Source organism: Streptomyces sp. NPDC002309, from assembly GCF_053593375.1.
This window is the reverse complement of record NZ_JBSFCI010000056.1, coordinates 20,963-40,468: the sequence shown is the minus strand read 5'-3', so window position 1 is coordinate 40,468 and position 19,506 is coordinate 20,963. Positions and strand designations below refer to the sequence as shown.

At 72.4% G+C, this 19,506-nt stretch carries 18 protein-coding genes; 10 read left to right on the top strand and 8 right to left on the bottom strand.

What is annotated here, in order from left to right:
• Positions 1-361 precede the first annotated feature (361 nt).
• Both ACWCPM_RS31820 and ACWCPM_RS31815 read right to left on the bottom strand, forming a co-directional pair.
• On the bottom strand, positions 362-1,645 hold the full coding sequence (locus ACWCPM_RS31820; protein WP_450979730.1) for an MDMPI N domain containing protein: 1,284 nt from the start codon (positions 1,643-1,645) through the stop codon (positions 362-364).
• Complete coding sequence (locus tag ACWCPM_RS31815) at positions 1,642-2,214, bottom strand: sigma factor (protein WP_450979729.1); 573 nt, start codon at positions 2,212-2,214, stop codon at positions 1,642-1,644. Before ACWCPM_RS31815 ends, ACWCPM_RS31820 begins: the two co-directional genes overlap by 4 nt.
• Before the next feature lie 345 nt (positions 2,215-2,559).
• Between ACWCPM_RS31815 and ACWCPM_RS31810 the strand changes: the two genes are divergently transcribed.
• Positions 2,560-2,940 (top strand): STAS domain-containing protein, encoded by a 381-nt coding sequence (locus tag ACWCPM_RS31810; RefSeq protein WP_450979728.1) that lies wholly within the window; start codon positions 2,560-2,562, stop codon positions 2,938-2,940.
• Between the two features lie 136 nt (positions 2,941-3,076).
• Positions 3,077-3,589 carry an EF-hand domain-containing protein gene (locus ACWCPM_RS31805; RefSeq protein WP_450979727.1) on the top strand — a complete coding sequence of 171 codons (513 nt, stop codon included), beginning with the start codon at positions 3,077-3,079 and terminating at the stop codon, positions 3,587-3,589.
• Here ACWCPM_RS31805 and ACWCPM_RS31800 read toward each other — a convergent pair.
• Complete coding sequence (locus tag ACWCPM_RS31800; RefSeq protein WP_450979733.1) at positions 3,573-5,084, bottom strand: class I adenylate-forming enzyme family protein; 1,512 nt, start codon at positions 5,082-5,084, stop codon at positions 3,573-3,575. The genes ACWCPM_RS31805 and ACWCPM_RS31800 overlap by 17 nt on opposite strands.
• Positions 5,085-5,236: 152 nt before the next feature.
• On the opposite strand from ACWCPM_RS31800, the gene ACWCPM_RS31795 reads away from it, so the two are divergent.
• The 4 genes from ACWCPM_RS31795 to ACWCPM_RS31780 all read left to right on the top strand — a co-directional run bounded on the left by ACWCPM_RS31795 (position 5,237) and on the right by ACWCPM_RS31780 (position 9,390).
• A complete protein-coding gene (locus ACWCPM_RS31795; protein WP_450979726.1) occupies positions 5,237-6,430 on the top strand; it encodes an amidohydrolase family protein in 1,194 nt (397 codons plus the stop codon).
• A complete protein-coding gene (locus ACWCPM_RS31790) occupies positions 6,430-7,563 on the top strand; it encodes an acyl-CoA dehydrogenase (protein ID WP_450979725.1) in 1,134 nt (377 codons plus the stop codon). The genes ACWCPM_RS31795 and ACWCPM_RS31790 overlap by 1 nt, the downstream gene beginning before the upstream one ends.
• 2 nt (positions 7,564-7,565) lie before the next feature.
• Entirely contained in the window at positions 7,566-8,447 is an 882-nt protein-coding gene (locus ACWCPM_RS31785) for an acyl-CoA dehydrogenase family protein (RefSeq protein WP_450979724.1), read from the top strand.
• 454 nt (positions 8,448-8,901) lie between these two features.
• Complete coding sequence (locus tag ACWCPM_RS31780) at positions 8,902-9,390, top strand: ATP-binding protein (protein WP_450979732.1); 489 nt, start codon at positions 8,902-8,904, stop codon at positions 9,388-9,390.
• A gap of 382 nt (positions 9,391-9,772) precedes the next feature.
• Here ACWCPM_RS31780 and ACWCPM_RS31775 read toward each other — a convergent pair whose 3' ends face one another.
• Positions 9,773-10,699 carry a cyclase family protein gene (locus ACWCPM_RS31775; RefSeq protein ID WP_450979723.1) on the bottom strand — a complete coding sequence of 309 codons (927 nt, stop codon included), beginning with the start codon at positions 10,697-10,699 and terminating at the stop codon, positions 9,773-9,775.
• A gap of 84 nt (positions 10,700-10,783) precedes the next feature.
• Between ACWCPM_RS31775 and ACWCPM_RS31770 the strand changes: the two genes are divergently transcribed.
• From ACWCPM_RS31770 to ACWCPM_RS31760, 3 genes are all read left to right on the top strand, one after another.
• Entirely contained in the window at positions 10,784-11,695 is a 912-nt protein-coding gene (locus ACWCPM_RS31770; protein WP_450979722.1) for an SDR family NAD(P)-dependent oxidoreductase, read from the top strand.
• 185 nt (positions 11,696-11,880) lie between these two features.
• Positions 11,881-13,038 (top strand): acyl-CoA dehydrogenase family protein, encoded by a 1,158-nt coding sequence (locus tag ACWCPM_RS31765; protein ID WP_450979721.1) that lies wholly within the window; start codon positions 11,881-11,883, stop codon positions 13,036-13,038.
• The gene (locus ACWCPM_RS31760) at positions 13,035-14,084 is read left to right on the top strand and encodes a Zn-dependent alcohol dehydrogenase (RefSeq protein ID WP_450979720.1); all 1,050 of its coding nucleotides are present in this window, start codon (positions 13,035-13,037) and stop codon (positions 14,082-14,084) included. The genes ACWCPM_RS31765 and ACWCPM_RS31760 overlap by 4 nt, the downstream gene beginning before the upstream one ends.
• Positions 14,085-14,167: 83 nt before the next feature.
• Here ACWCPM_RS31760 and ACWCPM_RS31755 read toward each other — a convergent pair whose 3' ends face one another.
• From ACWCPM_RS31755 to ACWCPM_RS31745, 3 genes are all read right to left on the bottom strand, one after another.
• A complete protein-coding gene (locus ACWCPM_RS31755) occupies positions 14,168-15,205 on the bottom strand; it encodes a hypothetical protein (RefSeq protein WP_450979719.1) in 1,038 nt (345 codons plus the stop codon).
• A gap of 303 nt (positions 15,206-15,508) precedes the next feature.
• Positions 15,509-15,877, bottom strand: coding sequence for a hypothetical protein (locus tag ACWCPM_RS31750; protein ID WP_450979718.1), 369 nt, complete (start codon positions 15,875-15,877; stop codon positions 15,509-15,511).
• 350 nt (positions 15,878-16,227) lie between these two features.
• On the bottom strand, positions 16,228-17,250 hold the full coding sequence (locus ACWCPM_RS31745) for a GlxA family transcriptional regulator (protein ID WP_450979717.1): 1,023 nt from the start codon (positions 17,248-17,250) through the stop codon (positions 16,228-16,230).
• 71 nt (positions 17,251-17,321) lie between these two features.
• On the opposite strand from ACWCPM_RS31745, the gene ACWCPM_RS31740 reads away from it, so the two are divergent.
• A complete protein-coding gene (locus tag ACWCPM_RS31740; RefSeq protein ID WP_450979716.1) occupies positions 17,322-18,665 on the top strand; it encodes an MFS transporter in 1,344 nt (447 codons plus the stop codon).
• 212 nt (positions 18,666-18,877) lie between these two features.
• On the opposite strand, the gene ACWCPM_RS31735 is transcribed toward ACWCPM_RS31740, so the two are convergent.
• On the bottom strand, positions 18,878-19,468 hold the full coding sequence (locus tag ACWCPM_RS31735) for a flavin reductase family protein (protein WP_450979731.1): 591 nt from the start codon (positions 19,466-19,468) through the stop codon (positions 18,878-18,880).
• Positions 19,469-19,506: the final 38 nt, after the last annotated feature.

The window sequence follows — 19,506 nt, the reverse complement described above, 5'->3', positions numbered from 1 at the left end:
CGGGCCGGGGGGTGTCCGTCCTCGGAACGGCGCGGAATCGGTCTCTCACCGACTTACCCGGGTTGACGCGCCAACCGCTGCGGGCGGACACCCCCCGGCCCGACCCCTTCCCGCCGTGGGCGAGTGCGGGTCCGCGCGTTGGGGGTCCACCCCGGCCCGACCCCTTCCCGCCGCGTGCGACTGCGGGTCCGCGCGGCCCGACCCCTTCCCGCCGTGGGCGGGTGCGGCTCCGCGCGGGCGGGGTCCGGTTCCCTCGTCGTGGGCGGGTGCGGGATCGTGCGCCCGGGCGGGGGGCCGGTTCCTTGGCCGTGGGTGGGTGCGGCTCCGCGTGGGCGAGGGTCCGGGTTCCTTGTTGTGGGTGCTACATGCGGCTCAGGGATGCTGCCGCCAGGAGGACGTCCCTGATGGCCTCGCGGTCGCCCAGCTGTCCTGCCGCCGCGTCGTCGGGGGAGACGTGGCCCGCGGCCAGGCGGCAGAACTCGACGCCGTCCAGGGCCACGTGGGCCACCTCGTGTTCGGCGGAGGCCACCTCCGCCGGGGAGTCCAGGGGGATCAGCCACTCGCCGCCCCCGGAGCCCTCGATCTCCAGGCGCAGGGTGCGGCCCGGGGTGCCGGCGGGGACCAGGTGGCGGGAGGTCCGGGCGGGGCTCGCCAGGCCCGCGCGGCGGCGTTCCGCGAGGGCCGTGGGGAGCAGACGGGCCGCCAGGTCGATCATGCGGTTGAGGTGGCGGCCCGACGGCGGGTCGTAGGGGTAGTCCACCGCGACCGCGATGTCCTCCGCGTGCACCCAGCACTCGAAGGCCCGCTCGATCATCGCGTCGTGCAGCGGCAGCTCGCCCACGCCGTACGCCACACCCAGCTTGCCCGCGCTGCCGCCGGTGAAGGACACCGTGCGCACGATGCCGTGGCCCTGCTCGCGCCAGGGCGCCCGGACGGTGCGGGTCGGCGGGAAGTGCGAAGCCCTCCAGTACGCCTCGGTGCGGGCCGTCGGCGTCGGCGGGTCGGCGTCGGTGTCGCCCAGCGGGTCCTCCAGTCCGAGGGCGACGGCGATCAGGCCGTCGACCGCCAGGAGGTGGGCGATGACGCCGGCGACGGTCGTGCGGCGGCTGGCCGGCTCCGTGCCGTCGAACCAGCGCAGCCGCACCGGCGCGTGCCACTCGGCGTCGCCGAAGTCCTGGAGCAGGGCGTCCAGCCGCGCTGCCTCGGCGTCGTAGGGCCTGGCCCACTCGGGGACGGGGATGCGGGGCGGGCGCCGGTCGAGGCAGGTCGCCAGGACACGGGTGCGCAGGCCGGGGTCGAGGTCGAGGCTGTCGGGGCGTTGCAGCAGGCCGACCGCCTCGCGCAGCCGCCGGGCCTCGTCGGCGCAGTTCCCGCACAGGCCCAGGTGGTCCTCGACGGCGAGCGTCTCCTCGGAGGAGCAGGCGGCCAGCGCCCACGCGCCCAGCAGGGACTTCAGGACGTGGTGGTCGAGGTGCGGGTACGACGCGCGCAACGTGTCCAGGGCGGGCAGGGGCAGGCCCGTGTCCTCGACCGAGGTCCTCGGCAGCGGTACGCGCGGCTGGTGGGCCGGGGTGTGCGGGGTTTTGCTCTCGTTCCTCTCCTTCTCGTCGTGCCCGTCGTGCTCGTGGTGTTCCGGGTCCGTCACACCGCACCTCCGTATTCCGGCGGTGCGCCGGCGTCGTGGGCCGTGGAGAGGAGCTGCAGGCCCAGCCGGAGGCGGCGGCGTGCCTCGTCTTCGGTGATGCCGAGGTCGATGGCGGTCTGGCGGTAGTCGCGGCGCTGGAAGTAGGCGCCCTCCAGGGCGGCCCGCAGCGGGGCGGGCATGGACTGGACGATGTAGTCGGCGCGGGCGGCGACGGAGGCGTGGCGGACCTTGAGTTCGAGGTCCTCGCCGGAGCCGTGGTCGCCTTCGGCGAGGGCCGCGGTCTCGGTGGCGCGCAGGCGCTGCACGGCCAGGCGGTGGGTCAGGGTCGCCACCCAGGAGCGGAGGGGGCCCTGCCTGGGGTCGTAGGCGTCGGGGTGTTCCCAGAGGTGTATGAAGACCTCGCGGGTGATGCCGTCGGCGGCCCGCTCGTCGTCGAGCACGCGATGGGCCAGGCCGTGGACGAGCGAGGCGAAGCGGTCGTAGAGCTCGCCGAGGGCGGCCGCCTCACCGCGCGCGAGTCGCTGCTGCATCTTGCGGTCCCAGCGGGGCGGTGTCTCCTTCTTCGCCATGCGGCCCCCTCCCCGTGATACGTCCCGGTGTCCAGCCTGCGTCCATCGCCACCTCGAATGTAGTCGGCACTCAGGACAACGCACGCCCCTTTGTGCCAATGCGCGCCCCTCGGCCGCTCGCAGGTGGTAGTGCGCCTTCATGCCGCGCCTACCCACCCCGTAGAAGTCCAGACCTGATCGAACAGGATCGAATGCGATTGAATCAAGCCTTTTCCGTTTGGGTTTCGTTTCCGGCAAGGTGTTTCAGGGAACGGCCGCTGGGCAGCCGCGCCGCAAGGAAGCGTAGGGACTACTTCCGTTTCCCGGCGGTTCCGGCCGTTTCCGCACGTTCCGGCGACGAAGGGCATGGTGGTGGCGTTCAAGGTGACCGGCGGCGAGCAGGGCGACTGGGCCGTGCTCCATGTGTCGGGCGAGCTGGACCTGGTGACCTCGCCGGTGCTCCGCGGGCGGGTGCACGACGCGGTGGCCGAGGGCCGCCACAGTCTCGTCCTCGACCTCTCCGAGGTCTGGTTCTGCGACTCCAGCGGTGTGGGCGTGCTGATCGCGGCCCGTCGGCTGCTGCGCTCCTGCCAGGGGCGGCTGCGGCTGATCCTCCCGGCCCAGGGCGCGTCCGACGGCTCGCACGTCAACCGGGTGCTGGGCGCGCTGGGGGTGCGGCGGCTGTTCGACGTGCATCCCGACCTGGCCTCCGCGACCTCGGCCGACGCCGGTCCCCTCTCCGCGTGAACTCCCCGCCACGTCGTTGTCCCCAAATTCCCCCGGTCTTGGCACAACCGTCGTTTTCCCGCTCCAGAAGGGTCCGCGGCGTCGTACGCTCCCTGGCGAGAAGCACCCCGACATGACGTGAGGCGGCCTGAAGGACATGGTCAGCAGCGAGTACGAGCGCAGGATCGCGGCCCGGTTCGCCACCTTCGACCAGGACGGCAACGGCTATATCGACCGCGAGGACTTCAGCGGCGCGGCCAAGGCACTCCTCGCGGAGTTCGCCACGGCGTCCCGCTCCGACAAGGGCCAGGCGCTGTACGGCGGCGCCGAGGCCTTCTGGCAGGGCATGGCCGGAATAGCGGACCGGGACGGTGACCAGCGCATCACCCGTGAGGAGTTCGTGGGCGGCGCCGTCAAGCGACTGCGTGACAACCCCGACCGCTTCGCCGAGATCGCCCGCCCCTTCCTGCACGCGGCCCTCGCCGTCGCCGACCCGGACGGCGACGGCGAGGCCACCGTGGAGGACCTCGCACGCGTGCTGCGGGCGCTGGGTGTCCCCGGCGACAGCGCGCGCGCCGCGGCCGGCTCGCTCGACGCCGACGGCGACGACAAGGTGAGCGAGACGGAGATCATCTCCGCGTTCGCCCGCTACTTCACCGTCCCCGAGTAGCCGAGAAGCGCTCCCTGAGCTTGTACTTGAGCACCTTGCGCAGGGTGTCGTTGCGCGGAAGGGCGTCGACCAGCTCCAGTTGCTCCGGCAGCTTGTGCACCGACAGTCCTTCCGCGCGCAGGTACGACGTCAGGTCCTCCAGGGTCGGCGGGGCCGCCTCCGGCGGCTGCTCGACCACCGCGCAGACCCGCTCCCCGCGTTCCGCGTCCGGCAGTCCGATCACCGCCACGTCCGCGACCGCCGGATGCCGGTGCAGCAGTTCCTCGATCTCCTTCGCGGAGATGTTCTCGCCCTTGCGGATGATCACGTCCTTGAGCCGGCCGGTGAGGACCAGATGGCCGTCGGCGGTGAGCTCTCCGAGGTCGCCGGTGCGCAGGAAGCCGTTCTCGTCGAACGCCTCCGCCGTCTGCGCCGGGTCGAGATAGCCCCGGCAGACGGCCTCGCCGCGCAGCCGCACCTCGCCGTCGACGATCCGTATCTCCATGCCCAGCGGCGGGCGCCCCTCGGTCGTCGCCAGGTTCTCGGCGGTGTCGTCCGGGGCGCCCATGGTGATCATCGGGACCTCTGTCATGCCGTACCCGTGGGTGAGCTGGACGCCCATCTCGCGGACGACGGCGTGGTAGACGTCGGGCGGTTTCGGCGCGCCGCCGCCCGCGAGCAGCCGCAGGGTCGGGACGACGGGACTTCCGGGCCGCTTGCGCTGCTCGGCCAGGAACATCGAGTAGAACGCCGTGGAGCCGCCGGCGATCGTCACCCCGTGCGCGCGGTACGCCGGCAGCGCGTCCGGCAGCGCGAACTGCTCCAGCAGCAGCGCCGGGAAGCCGTACAGCAGCAGCATCACCGTGTAGTCGGGGCCGCCTATGTGGGCGTACGGGAAGGCGATCGACCCGACGTCGTCGGCGGTGGGGCGCAGGGCGTGCGCCAGGCAGGTGCCGCCCGCGATCAGGGAGCGGTCCGTGTGCAGGACGCCCTTGGGGTCGGAGGTCGTGCCCGAGGTCCAGTAGATCCAGCGGACGCCGGTGCCCTCGGCGGGGGGCGCGGGCAGGACCGAGGGGTCGCCGTCGGGCAGGTCGTCGTACGCCTCGAAGACCCCCTTCGCGCCGAGCCGCCGGGCCATGCCGGTGTGGTCGAAGCCGCGCCAGGTGCCCGGCACGGCGAAGTACTCGGCGCCCGACTCGCGCAGCGCGTAACCCACCTCGCGGTCGCGCAGGAACGGGATGAGCGGGGTCTGCACGGCGCCCAGGCGGGCGAGCGCGAAGGTGAGCACCGCCGTCTCGACGCGGGTGGGCAACTGCCAGGCGACGACCGTTCCGGGGCGTACGCCCATGCCGTACAGCCCGGCGGCGGCGCGTTCGGCGCCCTCGCGCAGCGCGCCGAACGTGACGGTGCGGTCGTCCTGGAGCAGGACGGGTCGGTCAGGGGTGCGGTCGGCGCGGCGGACGAGCAGGTCCCAGAGGGTGGGCGCGGTGCCGAGCTCGTGCGCGGTGGTGTGCAGGGTCACGGTGGCCCCCGGTGAGCTGACGACTAGTCAGATAGTGGGGTGAGCGTAGGGCTCGGCGCCTTGTCGGTCCAGGGGTGCGGGACTAGCCTTCCCGTACGGCGTCATCTGACGGGTCATCAGATCCGTATCTCCGCGGAGGGGGACCCATGACCGAACTGCCCCGCATCATCAGCGTCGACGACCACGTGATCGAGCCCGCGCACCTCTTCGAGACCTGGCTGCCCGCCAGGTACCGGGACCGCGGCCCCCAGCCGCTCACCGCGGGCATCGGCGAACTCGCCTACGTCGGCGGCAAGTACCAGATCACCATGGACCCGGACGGCCAGCCCACCGACTGGTGGATCTACGAGGACCTGAAGTTCCCGTACAAGCGCAACATCGCCGCCGTCGGCTTCGACCGGGACGAGATGACCCTGGAGGGCATCACCCGGGAGCAGATGCGGCGCGGCTGCTGGGATCCCAAGGCGCGGCTGGCGGACATGGACCTCAACCACGTCGAGGCCAGTCTGTGCTTCCCGACCTTCCCGCGCTTCTGCGGGCAGACCTTCGCCGAGGCGCACGACAAGGAGGTCGCCCTGGCCTGCGTGCGCGCCTACAACGACTGGATGGTCGAGGAGTGGTGCGGCGACAGCGGCGGGCGGCTGATCCCGCTCTGCCTGATCCCGCTGTGGGACATCGACCTCGCCGTCGCGGAGATCCGGCGCAACGCCGCACGCGGCGTGAAGGCCGTGACGTTCTCCGAGATCCCCACCCATCTGGGGCTGCCGTCCATCCACTCGGGCTACTGGGACCCCTTCTTCGCCGTCTGCCAGGAGACCGGGACGGTGGTCAACATGCACATCGGCTCGTCGTCCCAGATGCCGGCCGCGTCCCCGGACGCACCCCCCGCCGTGCAGGCCTCGCTCTCGTTCAACAACGCGATGGCCTCGATGATGGACTTCCTCTTCAGCGGCGTCCTGGTGCGCTTCCCGCGGCTCAAGCTCGCCTACTCCGAGGGGCAGATGGGCTGGATCCCGTACGCCCTGGAGCGCGCCGACGACGTCTGGGAGGAGCACCGCGCCTGGGGCGGCGTCCGGGACCTGATCCCGGAGCCGCCGTCGACGTACTACTACCGCCAGATCTTCTGCTGCTTCTTCCGCGACAAGCACGGCGTCGCGTCCCTGGACGTCGTCGGGCGCGACAACGCCACCTTCGAGACCGACTACCCGCACGTCGACTCCACCTTCCCGCACACCAAGGAGGTGGCCCTCGACCACGTCAAGGACCTCGACGACGAGACCGTCCACAAGCTGATGCGGGGCAACGCCATCCGCATGCTGGACCTCGACCTGGACCGGTAGTGGACCTGACGTACACGCCCGAGGAGGAGGAGTTCCGGGCCGGCCTGCGGGAGTGGCTGAAGGGCGTGCTGCCCACCCTGCCGGCCAAGCCGACCCCGGACGACTGGCCGGGGCGGCGCGCCTACGACCTCGGCTGGCAGCGGACGCTGTACGACGCCGGGTACGGCGACGTCCACTGGGACGCGTCCCCGACCATGCGGCTGATCTTCCTGGAGGAGACCGAACGGGCGGGCGCCCCCTACGTGGGCGCCAACTTCGTCGGGCTGCTGCACGCCGGGCCCACCATCGCCGCCGAGGGGACCGAGGAGCAGCGCGCCCGCTGGCTCCCGCCCGTCCTGCGCGGCGAGCAGGTCTGGTGCCAGGGCTTCAGCGAACCCGAGGCCGGGTCCGACCTTGCGGCGCTGCGCACCCGCGCGTGGCGGGACGGCGACGACTACGTGGTGTCCGGATCCAAGATCTGGACCTCGCACGCCGAAGTCGCCGACTGGTGCGAGCTGTTGGTCCGCACGGACCCCGCCGCGCCCCGGCACCGGGGGATCAGCTGGCTGGCCATGCCCATGGACGCGCCGGGCATCACCGTGCGGCCGCTGCGCACCCTCGCCGGGTCGGCCGAGTTCGCCGAGGTGTTCCTCGACGAGGTGCGCGTGCCGGTCGCCAACCGCGTGGGCGACGAGAACGACGGCTGGCGGGTCACCATGGTGACGCTGTCGTTCGAGCGCGGCACGGCGTTCGTGGGCGAGGTGGTGGCCTGCCGCCGGGTGCTGGGCGAGCTGGCGCGCGAGGCCCGCGGCAACGGCCGGTGGGACGATCCGGTGCTGCGCCGGCGGCTGGGGCGGCTGAACGCCGAGTTCCGGGCGCTGTGGCGGCTCACCCAGTGGAACGTGAGCGAGGCGGAGGCGTCGGGCAGGGTCCCGGGGGTCGGGGGTTCGGTCTTCAAACTGAGGTACTCGCACGCGCGCCAGGACCTCTACGACGCCGCCGCCGACGTCCTGGGTCCCGAGGCGCTCGACCTGGACCGGCCCTGGACGCTCGACCGGCTGTCCTCGCTGTCGTACACGATCGCGGCCGGCACCTCGCAGATCCAGCACACGATCGTGGCCGAACGGATTCTCGGCCTGCCGAAGGGGCGGTAGCCGTGCGCTTTCAACTGACCGAGGAGCAGCGCGCGTTGCGGTCCGCGCTGCGGCAGCTGCTCGACCGGCGCTTCGACGCGGGGGCGCGCCGGGCGGCCGCGGGGGCGGAGCCCGTGCTGGACCGGGCGCTGTGGCGGGAGCTGGGTACGGCGGGGTTCTTCGCGCTGCGTCTGCCGGAGGAGCGGGGCGGCGTGGGACTCGGGCTGCCGGAGGCCGCGTTGGCGTTCGAGGAGGCCGGCCGGGCACTGCTGCCCGGTCCCCTGGTGGCCACGCACCTCGCGGCGGGCGAGGTCCCCGGCGCGGCGGACGGGTCGGCCGTCGTGGCCGCCGTCGGCGCGGGCGGGCTGGTGGAGTGGCTGACGCAGGCCGACGCCGTGCGCGGCGACGCCTCCGGGGCGCTGCCGCTGCGGTCGGTGGATCCGCTCACGCCGCTCCACCGGGTGCCGGGGGCCCGGGGGACGGCGGATCCGGTGGCCGTGCTGCTCACCGCGGCCGAGCAGCTCGGCTCGGCCGTGCGCACGTGCGAGCTGGCGGCGCAACACGCCCGGGCCCGTGAGCAGTTCGGACGGCCGATCGGCGCCTTCCAGGCCGTTCAGCAGCTGTGCGCGAGGTCCCTGGTCCGGGTGGAGGTGGCACGCGCCGCCGTGTACGCGGCGGCCGTCACGGCGGACCCGGTGGACGTCGCCGCGGCCCGGCTGCTCGCCGACGAGGCCGCCGTGCGGGGCGCCCGCGACTGCCTCCAGGTGCACGGCGGCATGGGCTTCACCTGGGAGGCAGAGGTGCACCTGCATCTGAAGCGGGCCTGGGTGCGGACCGAACGTGCGGGCGAGGTCACGGAGAGTGAGGAACTTCTGGCGCGCGACCTGCGGGCCGAAGCGGTCTGACGGGTTCCCGCCTGCGGTCCCGGTGATCCCGCGAAACGCGATGTCGCGGAATGTGGCATACCGGGATTACGGAGCGTTGATACCGGCTTGTGTCCTAGGTGTGACTCGTCACGTCCTGGAGTCGAAGGTCCGCTCCGGTACCTTGTGTGGGATGCGAGAGGTTCCGAGCTCGAACCGCGCCGGTGACGGGCCTTGTTCCGCCGCCCGTTCGACACCCTGCGACGAGCGTCGCACAGTATGCCGCACGGGTACTCCTTCGCGCTGGAATATGCCCGAAGCGCTTGTTGGGGTGACTGTACGTCAACCATGCTGGTGCGTAAGGGATTCACGTTCCGTGATCCCCGCTCTGGCCGTTGTTCTGGTCATGCAGAAAATGGCTACGATCGTGGCCCTCCTGAGGCGCGAGCCTCTGTGTCCACCGGTTCGGATGGTGTGAGCGGTGCAGGTGCTTCAAGTGCAGCTGGAGATCCGGCCCGACCCCGCGGAAGTGGGGCGCGCCCGGCGGTGGGCCCGCTCGCGGCTTGCCGGGTGCGGCATAGCTGCCGATGAACCGCTCGCCGAGACGCTGATCCTGCTCGTCTCCGAACTTGTCACCAACGCCGTCGTGCACACGGGCCGCCCCGCCGTACTGCGTCTCTCCCTGCCCCAGCCGGCCACCGTCCGCGTCGAGGTCGCCGACGGCTGCACCCGCGCCCCCGTCCCCCGCTGGGTGGACGGCGACGAGACCGGCGGCCGGGGCCTCGCGCTGGTCGACGGTCTCGCCGACCGCTGGGGCTGGAGCCCCGACGGCGCCGGCAAGCAGATCTGGTGCGAACTGGACCGCTGCGCCGAACCCCGCACCACGGCCGTGACGTACGGCGGCGGCGCGCTGCCCGCCTGCGAGAGCCTGGAAGGGCTCGACGGGTACGAGGGGTACGAAGGGCTCGCGTACGAGGCCGTCTGAGGCCGCCCGGGTCGTATCCGGGGCGCGAGCGCGACGGCGCGGGAGGCGTCGGGTCCGGTGGCGGGACGTGCGCCCGTGTGTGCTTCCGTGCGCGCCTGTGCCGTACAGGACATAACCGGCAGATCCCCGGGACGGCTGTTGACGCGGCGTGCCCGGCTGATCACCCTGGGGGCAGCGAGTCGCCGCGAGGGGACGGCGAGGGTTTCGGTGACGGAGGCCCTCGTCGAGTGCGAGTCGCGTTTCGGCGTGGTTCGCCGACCGGGGCGTGGGGGGCCGGGGCGGGTACGCCGGAGCCGGATGGCGGCGTGTGGTGCCGTGCTCGGGGCGGGCGCGCACGCGCCGCCATCCGGAATGACCGCCCGTCCCGCCCGTCCGCACGCCGCTACAGCACGGCGACCGGCGCCACCGGCGCCCCCGTCGCCCCGGTGAACGGCTCGGGTGTCGCCGACAACAGGAACGCGTAGCGCCCGGTCTGTCCACAGGCTGTGGACAACTCTTCGAGATTCCAGTTCTGGCCCTGCGGCATCCCCATCTCCACCAGGTGCAGCGCGTGCACGGGCAGCCACAGGTCGTCCGTCTCCGGGGGGAAGATCTCGAACGTGAGGGTGTCGTTCGCGACGGCCGCCACGTCGTGCGCGTGGAACCACCCGGGTGTACGCAGTGACAGCCCCGGCGAGGGATAGGCGTATCCGTGTCTGTCCCCGGCGAGGTACGCCTGGATCTGCCCCGTCCTGACGAGAACGACGTCTCCGGCGCGCACGCGCGTGCCCGCGAGTTCCTCCGCTGCGTCCAGGTCCTCGGGGGTGACCGCGTGGCCGCCGTCCAGCCGGTCCGTGCCCCGCGCGCGGGCGACGTCCAGCAGGACCCCGCGCGAGACGAGATGGCGCACCGTGCCGATCCCGCTGAACTCCGCGCCGCCGTGCGCGGTGACCGTGCCCGCGGGCCGCCCGTTGTAGAGCCGGCCCGAGTGCGAGACGTGGGGCAGGGCGTCCCAGTGGGTGCCCGCCTGGAGTCCCATGGTCACCGCGTCGTCGCTGCACGCGACGGTGCCGGGCCCGAACAGTTCCTGGTTGATCTGCACCATGACGTGCAGCGGATTGACCCGCCCGGGGATCATCCCGGTCTGCACGCCGTCCTGGCGCAGCGGCAGCGCGAGCGGTACCCGCCGCCCCGTGCGGACCTCTCCGGAGGCCCGGCGGACCACCTCGTCGGTGATCAGGTTGAGCGTCCCGAGCTCGTCGTCCGCCCCCCATCGACCCCAGTTGTTCACGCGCTTGGCGATCTCGTGGAACTCGGCCGGCAACGACATGGACCCTCCCCGGGGCTTGTGTCCGGGCATCTGACGGGTCATAGAATCTAACGGACCGTCAGAAACTGCGGGAAGGGGCCGGGCGTGGGGAACTTCTTGGCCGGCGAGGTCGTCGTCGTGACGGGGGCGGGACGCGGCATCGGCCGTGCGGTCGCGCTCGCCGCGGCCGCCGAGGGAGCACGGGTCGTCGTCAACGACTACGGGGTGGCCGTCGACGGGGCATCGCCCACCAGCGCGATCGCGGACGCCGTGGTCAAGGAGATCGAGGCCGCCGGCGGCGAGGCCGTCGCGGTGGCCGACGACATCTCCACCATGGCCGGCGGACAGCGCGTGGTCGACGTGGCGCTGGCGGAGTACGGGCGGCTCGACGGGGTCGTCTGCGTCGCCGGCATCCTGCGCGAGCGGATGCTGTTCAACATGACCGAGCAGGAGTGGGACCCGGTGGTCGCCACTCACCTCAAGGGCACGTTCACGGTCTTCCGGGCCGCCTCCGCGGTGATGCGGCGGCAGCGGGGCGGCACCCTGATCGGGTTCACCAGCGGTAACCACCAGGGGTCCGTGTCGCAGGCCAACTACAGCGCGGCGAAGGGCGGGATCATCTCGCTGGTGCGCAGTGCCGCGCTGGGGCTGCACAAGTACGGGGTGACCGCGAACGCGGTGGCGCCGGTGGCCCGTACCCGGATGTCGGCGAACGTGCCGACGGAGCTGGCGGAGATCGGGGAGCCCGAGGACGTGGCGGCACTGGTGGTGTACCTGCTGTCCGCGCGGGCCCGCGAGGCCGGCATCACCGGACAGGTCTACACGATCGCGGGCCCGAAGATCGCGGTGTGGGCGCAGCCCCGCGAACTGCGCTCGGCCTACTCCGAGGGGGCGTGGACGCCCGAGCGGATCGCCGCGTTCCTGCCGGGGTCCGTCGGGACGGATCCGATGCCGATGCTGGAGCGGGTGGCGGGCATGGAGCGGGCGGCGAGAGCGGGGGAGCGGCCGAACACCTGAGAACGGGGCTCGGGTGGCGTGGGTGGAGCGGGCCGCGGGAGCGGGGCAGTGGCCGAACGCCTCAGAACGGGCTCGGGGCCCTCGTGGTGTGGCGGGCGCGGCCGCGTCGACCCGGCCGGCCCTGTGTCGATGCAGTTCCGTGCCCCTCGGGGCGTCGGTGTCGGACGGAATCTTGGGAGGGCGCCGTGGACTTCGGGTTCACCGTCGAGGACGAGGTGTTTCGCGGCGAGGCGCGGGCCTGGCTGGCCGCGCACGCCGGGGACGCGCAGGACCGTCGCGCGTGGGAACGGACGCTCGGCAAGGCGGGGTGGATCGGGATCGGATGGGGCGCCGACGGGTGGGGCAACCGGACGGCCTCGCTGACGCAGCAGGTCGCCTGGGCCGAGGAGTACGCCCGGTCGGCGGCGCCGCCCCGCTCCGGGCACATCGGCGAGAACCTGCTCGCCCCGACCCTCGTCCTGCACGGCAGCGAGGAGCAGAAGGCCCGCTTCCTGCCGCCGGTCGCGTCCGGGGACGAGCTGTGGTGCCAGGGGTACAGCGAGCCCGGCGCGGGCTCGGACCTGGCGGGGGTGCGCACCGCGGCGGTACGGGAGCCGGGCGGGACCCACTACCGGATCACCGGGCAGAAGATCTGGACCTCGCTGGCGCACGAGGCGGACTGGTGCTTCGTGCTGGCGCGCACGGACGCGGGGTCGCGGCGGCATCACGGGCTGAGCTTCCTGCTGGTGCCGATGGACCAGCCGGGGCGGATCGAGGTGCGGCCCATCCGGCAGCTGACCGGCACGAGCGACTTCAACGAGGTCTTCTTCGACGGGGCACGCGCGCGCGTGGAGCACCTGGTCGGCGGGGAGGGCGCGGGCTGGCGGGTCGCGATGAGCCTGCTCGGCTTCGAGCGGGGGGTGTCGACGCTGGCCCAGCAGGTGGGGTTCGCCGAGGAGCTGGAGCGGGTGGTGCGGGCGGCCCTCGACTCGGGGGCGGTGGGCGATCCGGTCGTACGGGAGCGGCTGGTGCGGCAGTGGGCCGAGCTGCGGCTGATGCGGTGGAACGCGCTGCGGACCCTGGGGGGTTCGGGGGACGCGGGCGCGTCGAGCGTGGCCAAGCTGCTGTGGGGCGGCTGGCATCAGCGGCTGGGGGAGCTGGCGATGCAGGTGCGGGGGGCGGCGGCCGGGGTCGGGCCGGTGCCCTGGTCGCAGCCGGCGCCGTACGAACTCGACGAGTTCCAGCGGATGTTCCTGTTCAGCCGGGCCGACACCGTCTACGGCGGCTCGGACCAGATCCAGCGCACGATCATCGCCGAGCGGGTGCTCGGTCTGCCGAGGGAACCGAGGGGGGCGTCGTCATGAGAGGCGTGGTCTTCGACGGAAAGCAGGTCCAGGTCGTGGACGACCTGGAGGTCCGGGACCCCGGGCCCGGCGAGGTGCGGGTGACGCTCGCGGCGGCCGGGCTGTGCCACAGCGATCTGTCCGTGGTGGACGGGACCATACCCTTCCCCGTCCCGGTGGTGCTGGGCCATGAGGGCGCCGGCGTCGTGGAGGCGGTGGGGGAGGGCGTCCGGCACGTGGCGCCCGGCGACCATGTGTCGCTGTCCACGCTCGCCAACTGCGGGACCTGCGCCGACTGCGACCGGGGGCGGCCGACGATGTGCCGGCGGGCGATCGGGCGGCCGGGGAGGCCCTTCACCCGGGACGGTTTGCCGCTGCACCAGTTCGCCTCCAACTCGGCGTTCGCGGAGCGGACGGTGGTGAAGGCCGTGCAGGCGGTGCGGATCCCCGACGACATCCCACTGACCTCGGCCGCGCTCATCGGGTGCGGGGTGCTGACCGGCGTCGGCGCCGTGCTGAACCGGGCCCGCGTGGAGCGCGGTGACAGCGTCCTCGTGATCGGCACCGGCGGCATCGGGCTGAACGTCCTCCAGGGCGCGCGGCTCGCGGGCGCGCTGCAGATCGTGGCGGTGGACACCAACCCCGCGAAGGAGGAGGTGGCCCGGCGGTTCGGGGCGACCCACTTCCTGACCTCGACGGACGGCGTGCGCGAGATCCTGCCGACGGGAGCGGACCACGCCTTCGAGTGCGTCGGGCGGGTGGAGCTGATCCGGCAGGCGATCGACCTGCTCGACCGGCGCGGCCAGGCCGTCCTGCTGGGGGTCCCGCCGGCGGGGGCCGAGGCGTCCTTCGTGGTCTCCTCGATGTACCTGGACAAGTCCGTCCTCGGCTGCCGCTACGGCTCCTCCCGGCCCCAGCGGGACATCGCCCTGTACGCCGAGCTGTACCGGCAGGGCCTCCTCCTGCTCGACGAACTGGTCAGCCGCACCTACCCGGTCGAGGACTTCGACAAGGCACGGGCCGACGCGGAGGCGGGACGGGTGGCGCGGGCGGTGCTGACGTTCTGAGGGCGGCGGGTGGAGCGGGCGGTGCTGACGTTCTTCGCGGTGGGGTACCGGGGCCGGGGGCCGCAGGGTGCCGTCGGACACGGTCAGCGGGACGCGGACTTCTGCCAGAGAGGACTCAAAGCGATCTCCTTGAGTTCAGCGGTGGTCAGCGCGGGGTCGGGACGGGTGGCGGACAGGGGGTAGGCGGGCGAGTTGAGAGCCGACACGACGACGCGGAATCCGTTGTCGCGGAAGACGTCGGCGGTCCACTCCACCGTGCCCTTGCCGCCCTTCTCCGGAAGGCCCTTGCGCACGCTGACGCGGGTACCGTCGGGCAGCGTCTCGGCCTTCTCGAACAGTGCGGCCATGTCGGGGTCGTCGGGCTTCCACCGCTGGACGTTGGCCGCCAGCAGGCTCCCGCCCTTTCCGTCATCGACCACTACATGCCCGAACCCGTCGGATCCGCCTTCCTGTCCGGCGTCGAGCCGGTTCGGCAGGAGTTCCTGGAGCAGCCGGCTGATCTGCGGTCCCGTCATCGGGGAGTGGCGGTCGTCCAGCGCACCGGACGGAGGCTCAGGCATGGCGGCGAGGACAGGTCGCCATGTCAGGGACGTCGCTACAGCGGCCAGCTGTTCGAGCGTCAACGGGAACGAACCGGCCCTGTCGGCAGCCGGCGTTCTCGTGGCGTCGGCCGCGGTGACGAAGACCTGCTTGCCGTCCTTCGCGGTGAGCCGCACGGTCAGCTGCTTGGCACCGGACGGATCCTTCTGGTCCATCGGCGACTCGTCCCGCACCAGACTCGCTCCGGCGGGCAACGCCGTCTTGGTGCACCGGCTGTAGGGGTGGTACGCGGAGTCCGGACATTCCGAGAGCATCGCGGGCACCGGCACCGGGTTCCAGTTCAGGACCACCTGTACCCGCGCCGACTGCCCGCCGCGCCCGAAGACCAACTCGGCGAACGGCGAAGGACCACCGTTCGCCGTCACTCCCTGCCCCTGCCGCGCCGACTTCTCTCCGTCCGGGAGCAATGTTTCCAGGAGCTGGACCATCTGCCGCGAGGAAGCCGCGTCACCGGCCGGGGGCCCGGCCGGTGAGGAACCGCACCCCGCCAGTGCGGTGATCCCCAGGCCGGTCAGCGCCACGAGCCCGAAGAGACCGCGCCGCCGGCCGACGGCACTTCGCGACCGTCGCGGCGACGCAAGGGCCTCACGCGGCGAAGTACCGCGCCTACGAATGGACGCACAGAGAGCACCAGGAATATTGGACATCGCGAATCACCACGGCAAGGAGAAGAATTCAGCAGAAGGGGAAAAGGGTGAGCCGGCCGCCCTGAAGCGGCCGCCACTGTCTGTTCAGTGCGGCTCATGGAAGCTCGGCCGTGCAGCCGATCAAAAGCGACCGGGGGGCAGGGGATATGGTTTCCCCTGCCCCCCGGTTCGACCTCGTCACATGTTCTTCATCGAGGTGATGGTGTCGTTGTAGGGCGCGTTCAGCTGGTCCCAGCGCCAGTTCGCCGAGAAATGACCGACCGTACCCTTGAAGTCCCAGTCGCTGTACGTGATGATGCCGTACTCGTTCGTGTGAAGCGACGACACCTTGTCGTTGTAGGCCGGGGCCAGGTTGCCCTTGCCCGCCCCCTCGAGCTTGGCGGGGCCGTAGGCGCACGTCCCGGTCAGGTTGTAGTTCGTGCACACCCAGTAGTTGTCGCTCTGCGCGGGGCCGGTGTACGCGGCGGCGGGGGTGGCGCCGAGGACGCCGAATCCCAGGGCGAGACCCGCGGTCGCACCCAGCAGGGACTTTCCGATCTTGTACATGAAGTGCTCTTTCTTACTAGACAGGCAACCAGTACCGGATTCTTTGAGCCGGGCACCAATGGTCGCCCGATTCGCTTTCGCTCCAGCGTGGTTCACGTTTCACATTACTCAATCGATGGTCATCGAGACCCGGTCCTGTCGCTTTCTTGATGCGATGTGCCTGTATGGATCGTGTCAATACCGGCCTTGATGAGAGCACTTGTGTTATTGCGTGCATCGTACGCAGCTTGTGGTGCAGCGGAGTCGCGCGGGCTCATTGCCCGGGGTTACGGGCGTGAGGCGGCCGGGAGTTCTGTTTTCGGGTCGGAGGACGGCCGACTCACTTATGCAAAGCGCTGGCTGAGCCGTGCTCACGTTCTGGCGGCGGGGGGCGCGGCGGTGCTTCCCTCGGTCCGGAACGTCCGCCGGTACGCCGTCGGCGTCACACCGAGCGCCGCCTGGAGGTGCTGGCGCATCGACTGGGCCGTGCCGAACCCCGCGTCGTGGGCGATCTGTTCGACGGACAGCCCCGTGGACTCCAGGAGATGGCGGGCGCGCTCGACGCGCTGCTGGGTGAGCCACTGGCCCGGGCTGACGCCGACCTCCTCGCGGAACCGGCGCGTGAAGGTGCGGACCGACATGGCCACCTGCTCGGCCATGTCGCGCAGCTGGATCGGCTCGTGCAGCCGCCCGAGCGCCCAGGCGCGGGCGGTGGTCGTGGACGACTGCCGCGGCTCGGGCAGCGGCCGCTGGATGTACTGCGCCTGCCCGCCGTCGCGATGCGGGGGGACGACGGTCCGCCGGGCGACCTCGTTGGCGACCGCCGTGCCGTGGTCGCGGCGCACGATGTGCAGGCACAGGTCGATGCCGGCGGCGACGCCCGCCGAGGTCAGGACGTCGCCGTCGTCGATGTAGAGGACCTCCGGGTCGACCCTGACGCGCGGGAAGAGCCGCTGGAAGCGGTCGGCGTCCGCCCAGTGCGTGGTCGCCGGGCGGCCGTCGAGGTAGCCGGCGGCGGCCAGGACGTATCCGCCGGTGCAGATGGCGGCGAGGCGGGTGCCGGGGCGGAGGTGGGCCAGGGCGGCGGCCAGCTCGTCGGTGAGGACGCCCTCCTCGTGGACCGGGCCGAGTGCGTACGACGCCGGGATGATCACGGTGTCGGCGGTGGCGAGGGCCTCGGGGCCGTGGCCGACGTGGATCGAGAAGTCGGCGTCGGTGTCGACCGGGCCCGGTGGCCGGACCGAGCAGGTGACGACCTCGTACAGCAGCCGGCCCTGGGCGTCCCTGGGGCGTCCGAAGATCCGGTGCGGGATGCCCAGCTCGAAGGGGAGCAGGCCGTCCAGGGCGAGGACGACGACACGGTGGGGACGGAAGGGCGCGGCGGACGAGTCCATGGCCCGATCCTAGTGAATGCTGTCCTTCGGGCCACTCGTTCGCGCGGTTCGCAGGGCCGAAGCTCTATGCCGTGACCCAGACAAGTGAAGCCGCAGCTGCCGGTGGAGACGCGGGTGAAGACGCCGCCGTCGCGCGGAAGTCGGAACCGGGGCGTCCGCGGATCCACCGGGCGTGGTTCGTCGTCGCCGTCGCCTTCGTGACGATCATCGGGGCCGCCGCCTTCCGCTCCCTGCCCGGTCTGCTGATCGACCCGCTGCACCAGGAGTTCGGCTGGTCGCGCGGCACGATCGGCGCGGCGGTCTCCGTCAACCTCGCCCTGTACGGCCTCACCGCGCCCTTCGCCGCCGCGCTGATGGACCGCTTCGGCATCCGGAGGGTGGTCGCGGGCGCGCTGACGGTGATCGCGATCGGTTCGGGCGCGACGGTCTGGATGACGGCGGCCTGGCAGCTGCTGCTGTGCTGGGGCCTGCTCGTCGGTCTCGGCAGCGGGTCGATGGCGCTGGCGTTCGCGGCGACCGTGACCAACCGCTGGTTCACCGAGCGGCGCGGCCTGGTCACCGGCGTCCTCACCGCCGCCTCGGCCTCCGGGCAGCTGATCTTCCTGCCGGTGCTGTCCTGGATCGTGGCGACCCGCGACTGGCGGCCGGCCGCCGTCACGGTGGCGCTCGCGGCCCTCGCGGTGGTGCCCTTCGTGTGGCTGCTGCTGCGCGACCACCCGGCGGACGTGGGCCTGAAGCCTTACGGCGCGAAGGAGTTCGTGCCGAAGCCGGAGCCCGTGCCGGGCGCGGCGCGGCGGGCGGTGCGGGTGCTCCTGTCCGCCGTCCGGACGGGGCCCTTCTGGCTGCTGGCCGGGACGTTCGCGATCTGCGGCGCCTCCACGAACGGACTGATCCAGACCCACTTCGTGCCCGCCGCCCACGACCACGGCATGCCGATCACCGCGGCGGCCTCGCTGCTCGCGGTCATCGGGGTGTTCGACGTGGTCGGCACGGTGGCCTCCGGCTGGTTCACCGACCGGTTCGACGCGCGGCGGCTGCTGGCGGTGTACTACGCGCTGCGCGGTGTCTCCCTGCTCTTCCTGCCGATGCTGCTGGCGCCCGGCGTGCATCCGCCGATGATCTTCTTCATCGTCTTCTACGGACTCGACTGGGTCGCCACCGTGCCGCCCACGATGGCGCTGTGCCGGGAGCAGTACGGCGAGGACAGCGCGATCGTGTTCGGCTGGGTGCTGGCGTCGCACCAGGTCGGCGCGGCGGTGGTGGCCTTCGCGGGCGGCGTCGCGCGCGACGCGTTCGGCTCGTACGACGTGATATGGTACGCCTCCGGGGCGTTGTGCGCGGCGGCGGCGCTGATGGCGCTGGTCATCCGGCGGGGCGGGAGCACCCTGGCCGTGGGCACAGCCGCCGCTCGCTGAGGCATCGCACGCGTGCCGTTGTCGTCCCTCGCGCGGCACGCGAGGCCGAGGGCGTACGAAGGAAGCGGCGTGCGTGGGAGGCCGTGGGCGGTTCCTCGCAGCCCGGGGGCCCCGAGCGCCGGGGCGCGCGCGCCCCGGCGCGCGCGCCGCACCGCGTCCGGGATGACGATGCGGGCGCTCCGGGTGCCCGAGCCGGCCCTGCCCTGACCGCCTCAGACGAACCGCCCGTTGTGGAACAGCAGCGGCGCCCCGTCCTCGCGGTCCCCTCTCCCCAGCGCGTCCACCCGCCCCACCACGATGAGGTGGTCCCCGCCCGTGTGCACCGCGTGGATCGCGCAGTCGATCCAGGCGAGGGTGCCCGCGAGGCGGGGGGAGCCGGAGGCGGGCGCGGCGTCGTACGCGACCCCGGCGAACTTGTCGGCGCCGCTCCTCGCGAACCCCCGGCACAACTCGCCCTGCCCGGCGCTCAGGACGTTCACGCAGAAGACCCCGGCGCGGGCGATGCGCGGCCAGGTCGTCGACGCCCGGCCGACCATGAAGGCGACGAGGGGCGGGTCGAGGGAGAGGGAGGAGAAGGACTGGCAGGCGAAACCGGCGGGGCCGTCGGCCGCGGGCGCGGTGACGACGGTGACGCCGGTCGCGAAGCTCCCGAGGACGCGGCGGAACTCCCGCTGGTCGACGGGGGCCCGCTCGTCGTCGCGCACACACCGCAACTCCGGTCGGGGCAGCGCCTCCACGGGGCCCCCGGCCCCGACGGTCCTGAGATACCGGACGGCGGCCTCGGCCGTCCCCGCTTGTCCCATCACACCCCCCATTGAAACTGACGGCTCGTCAGATAGGA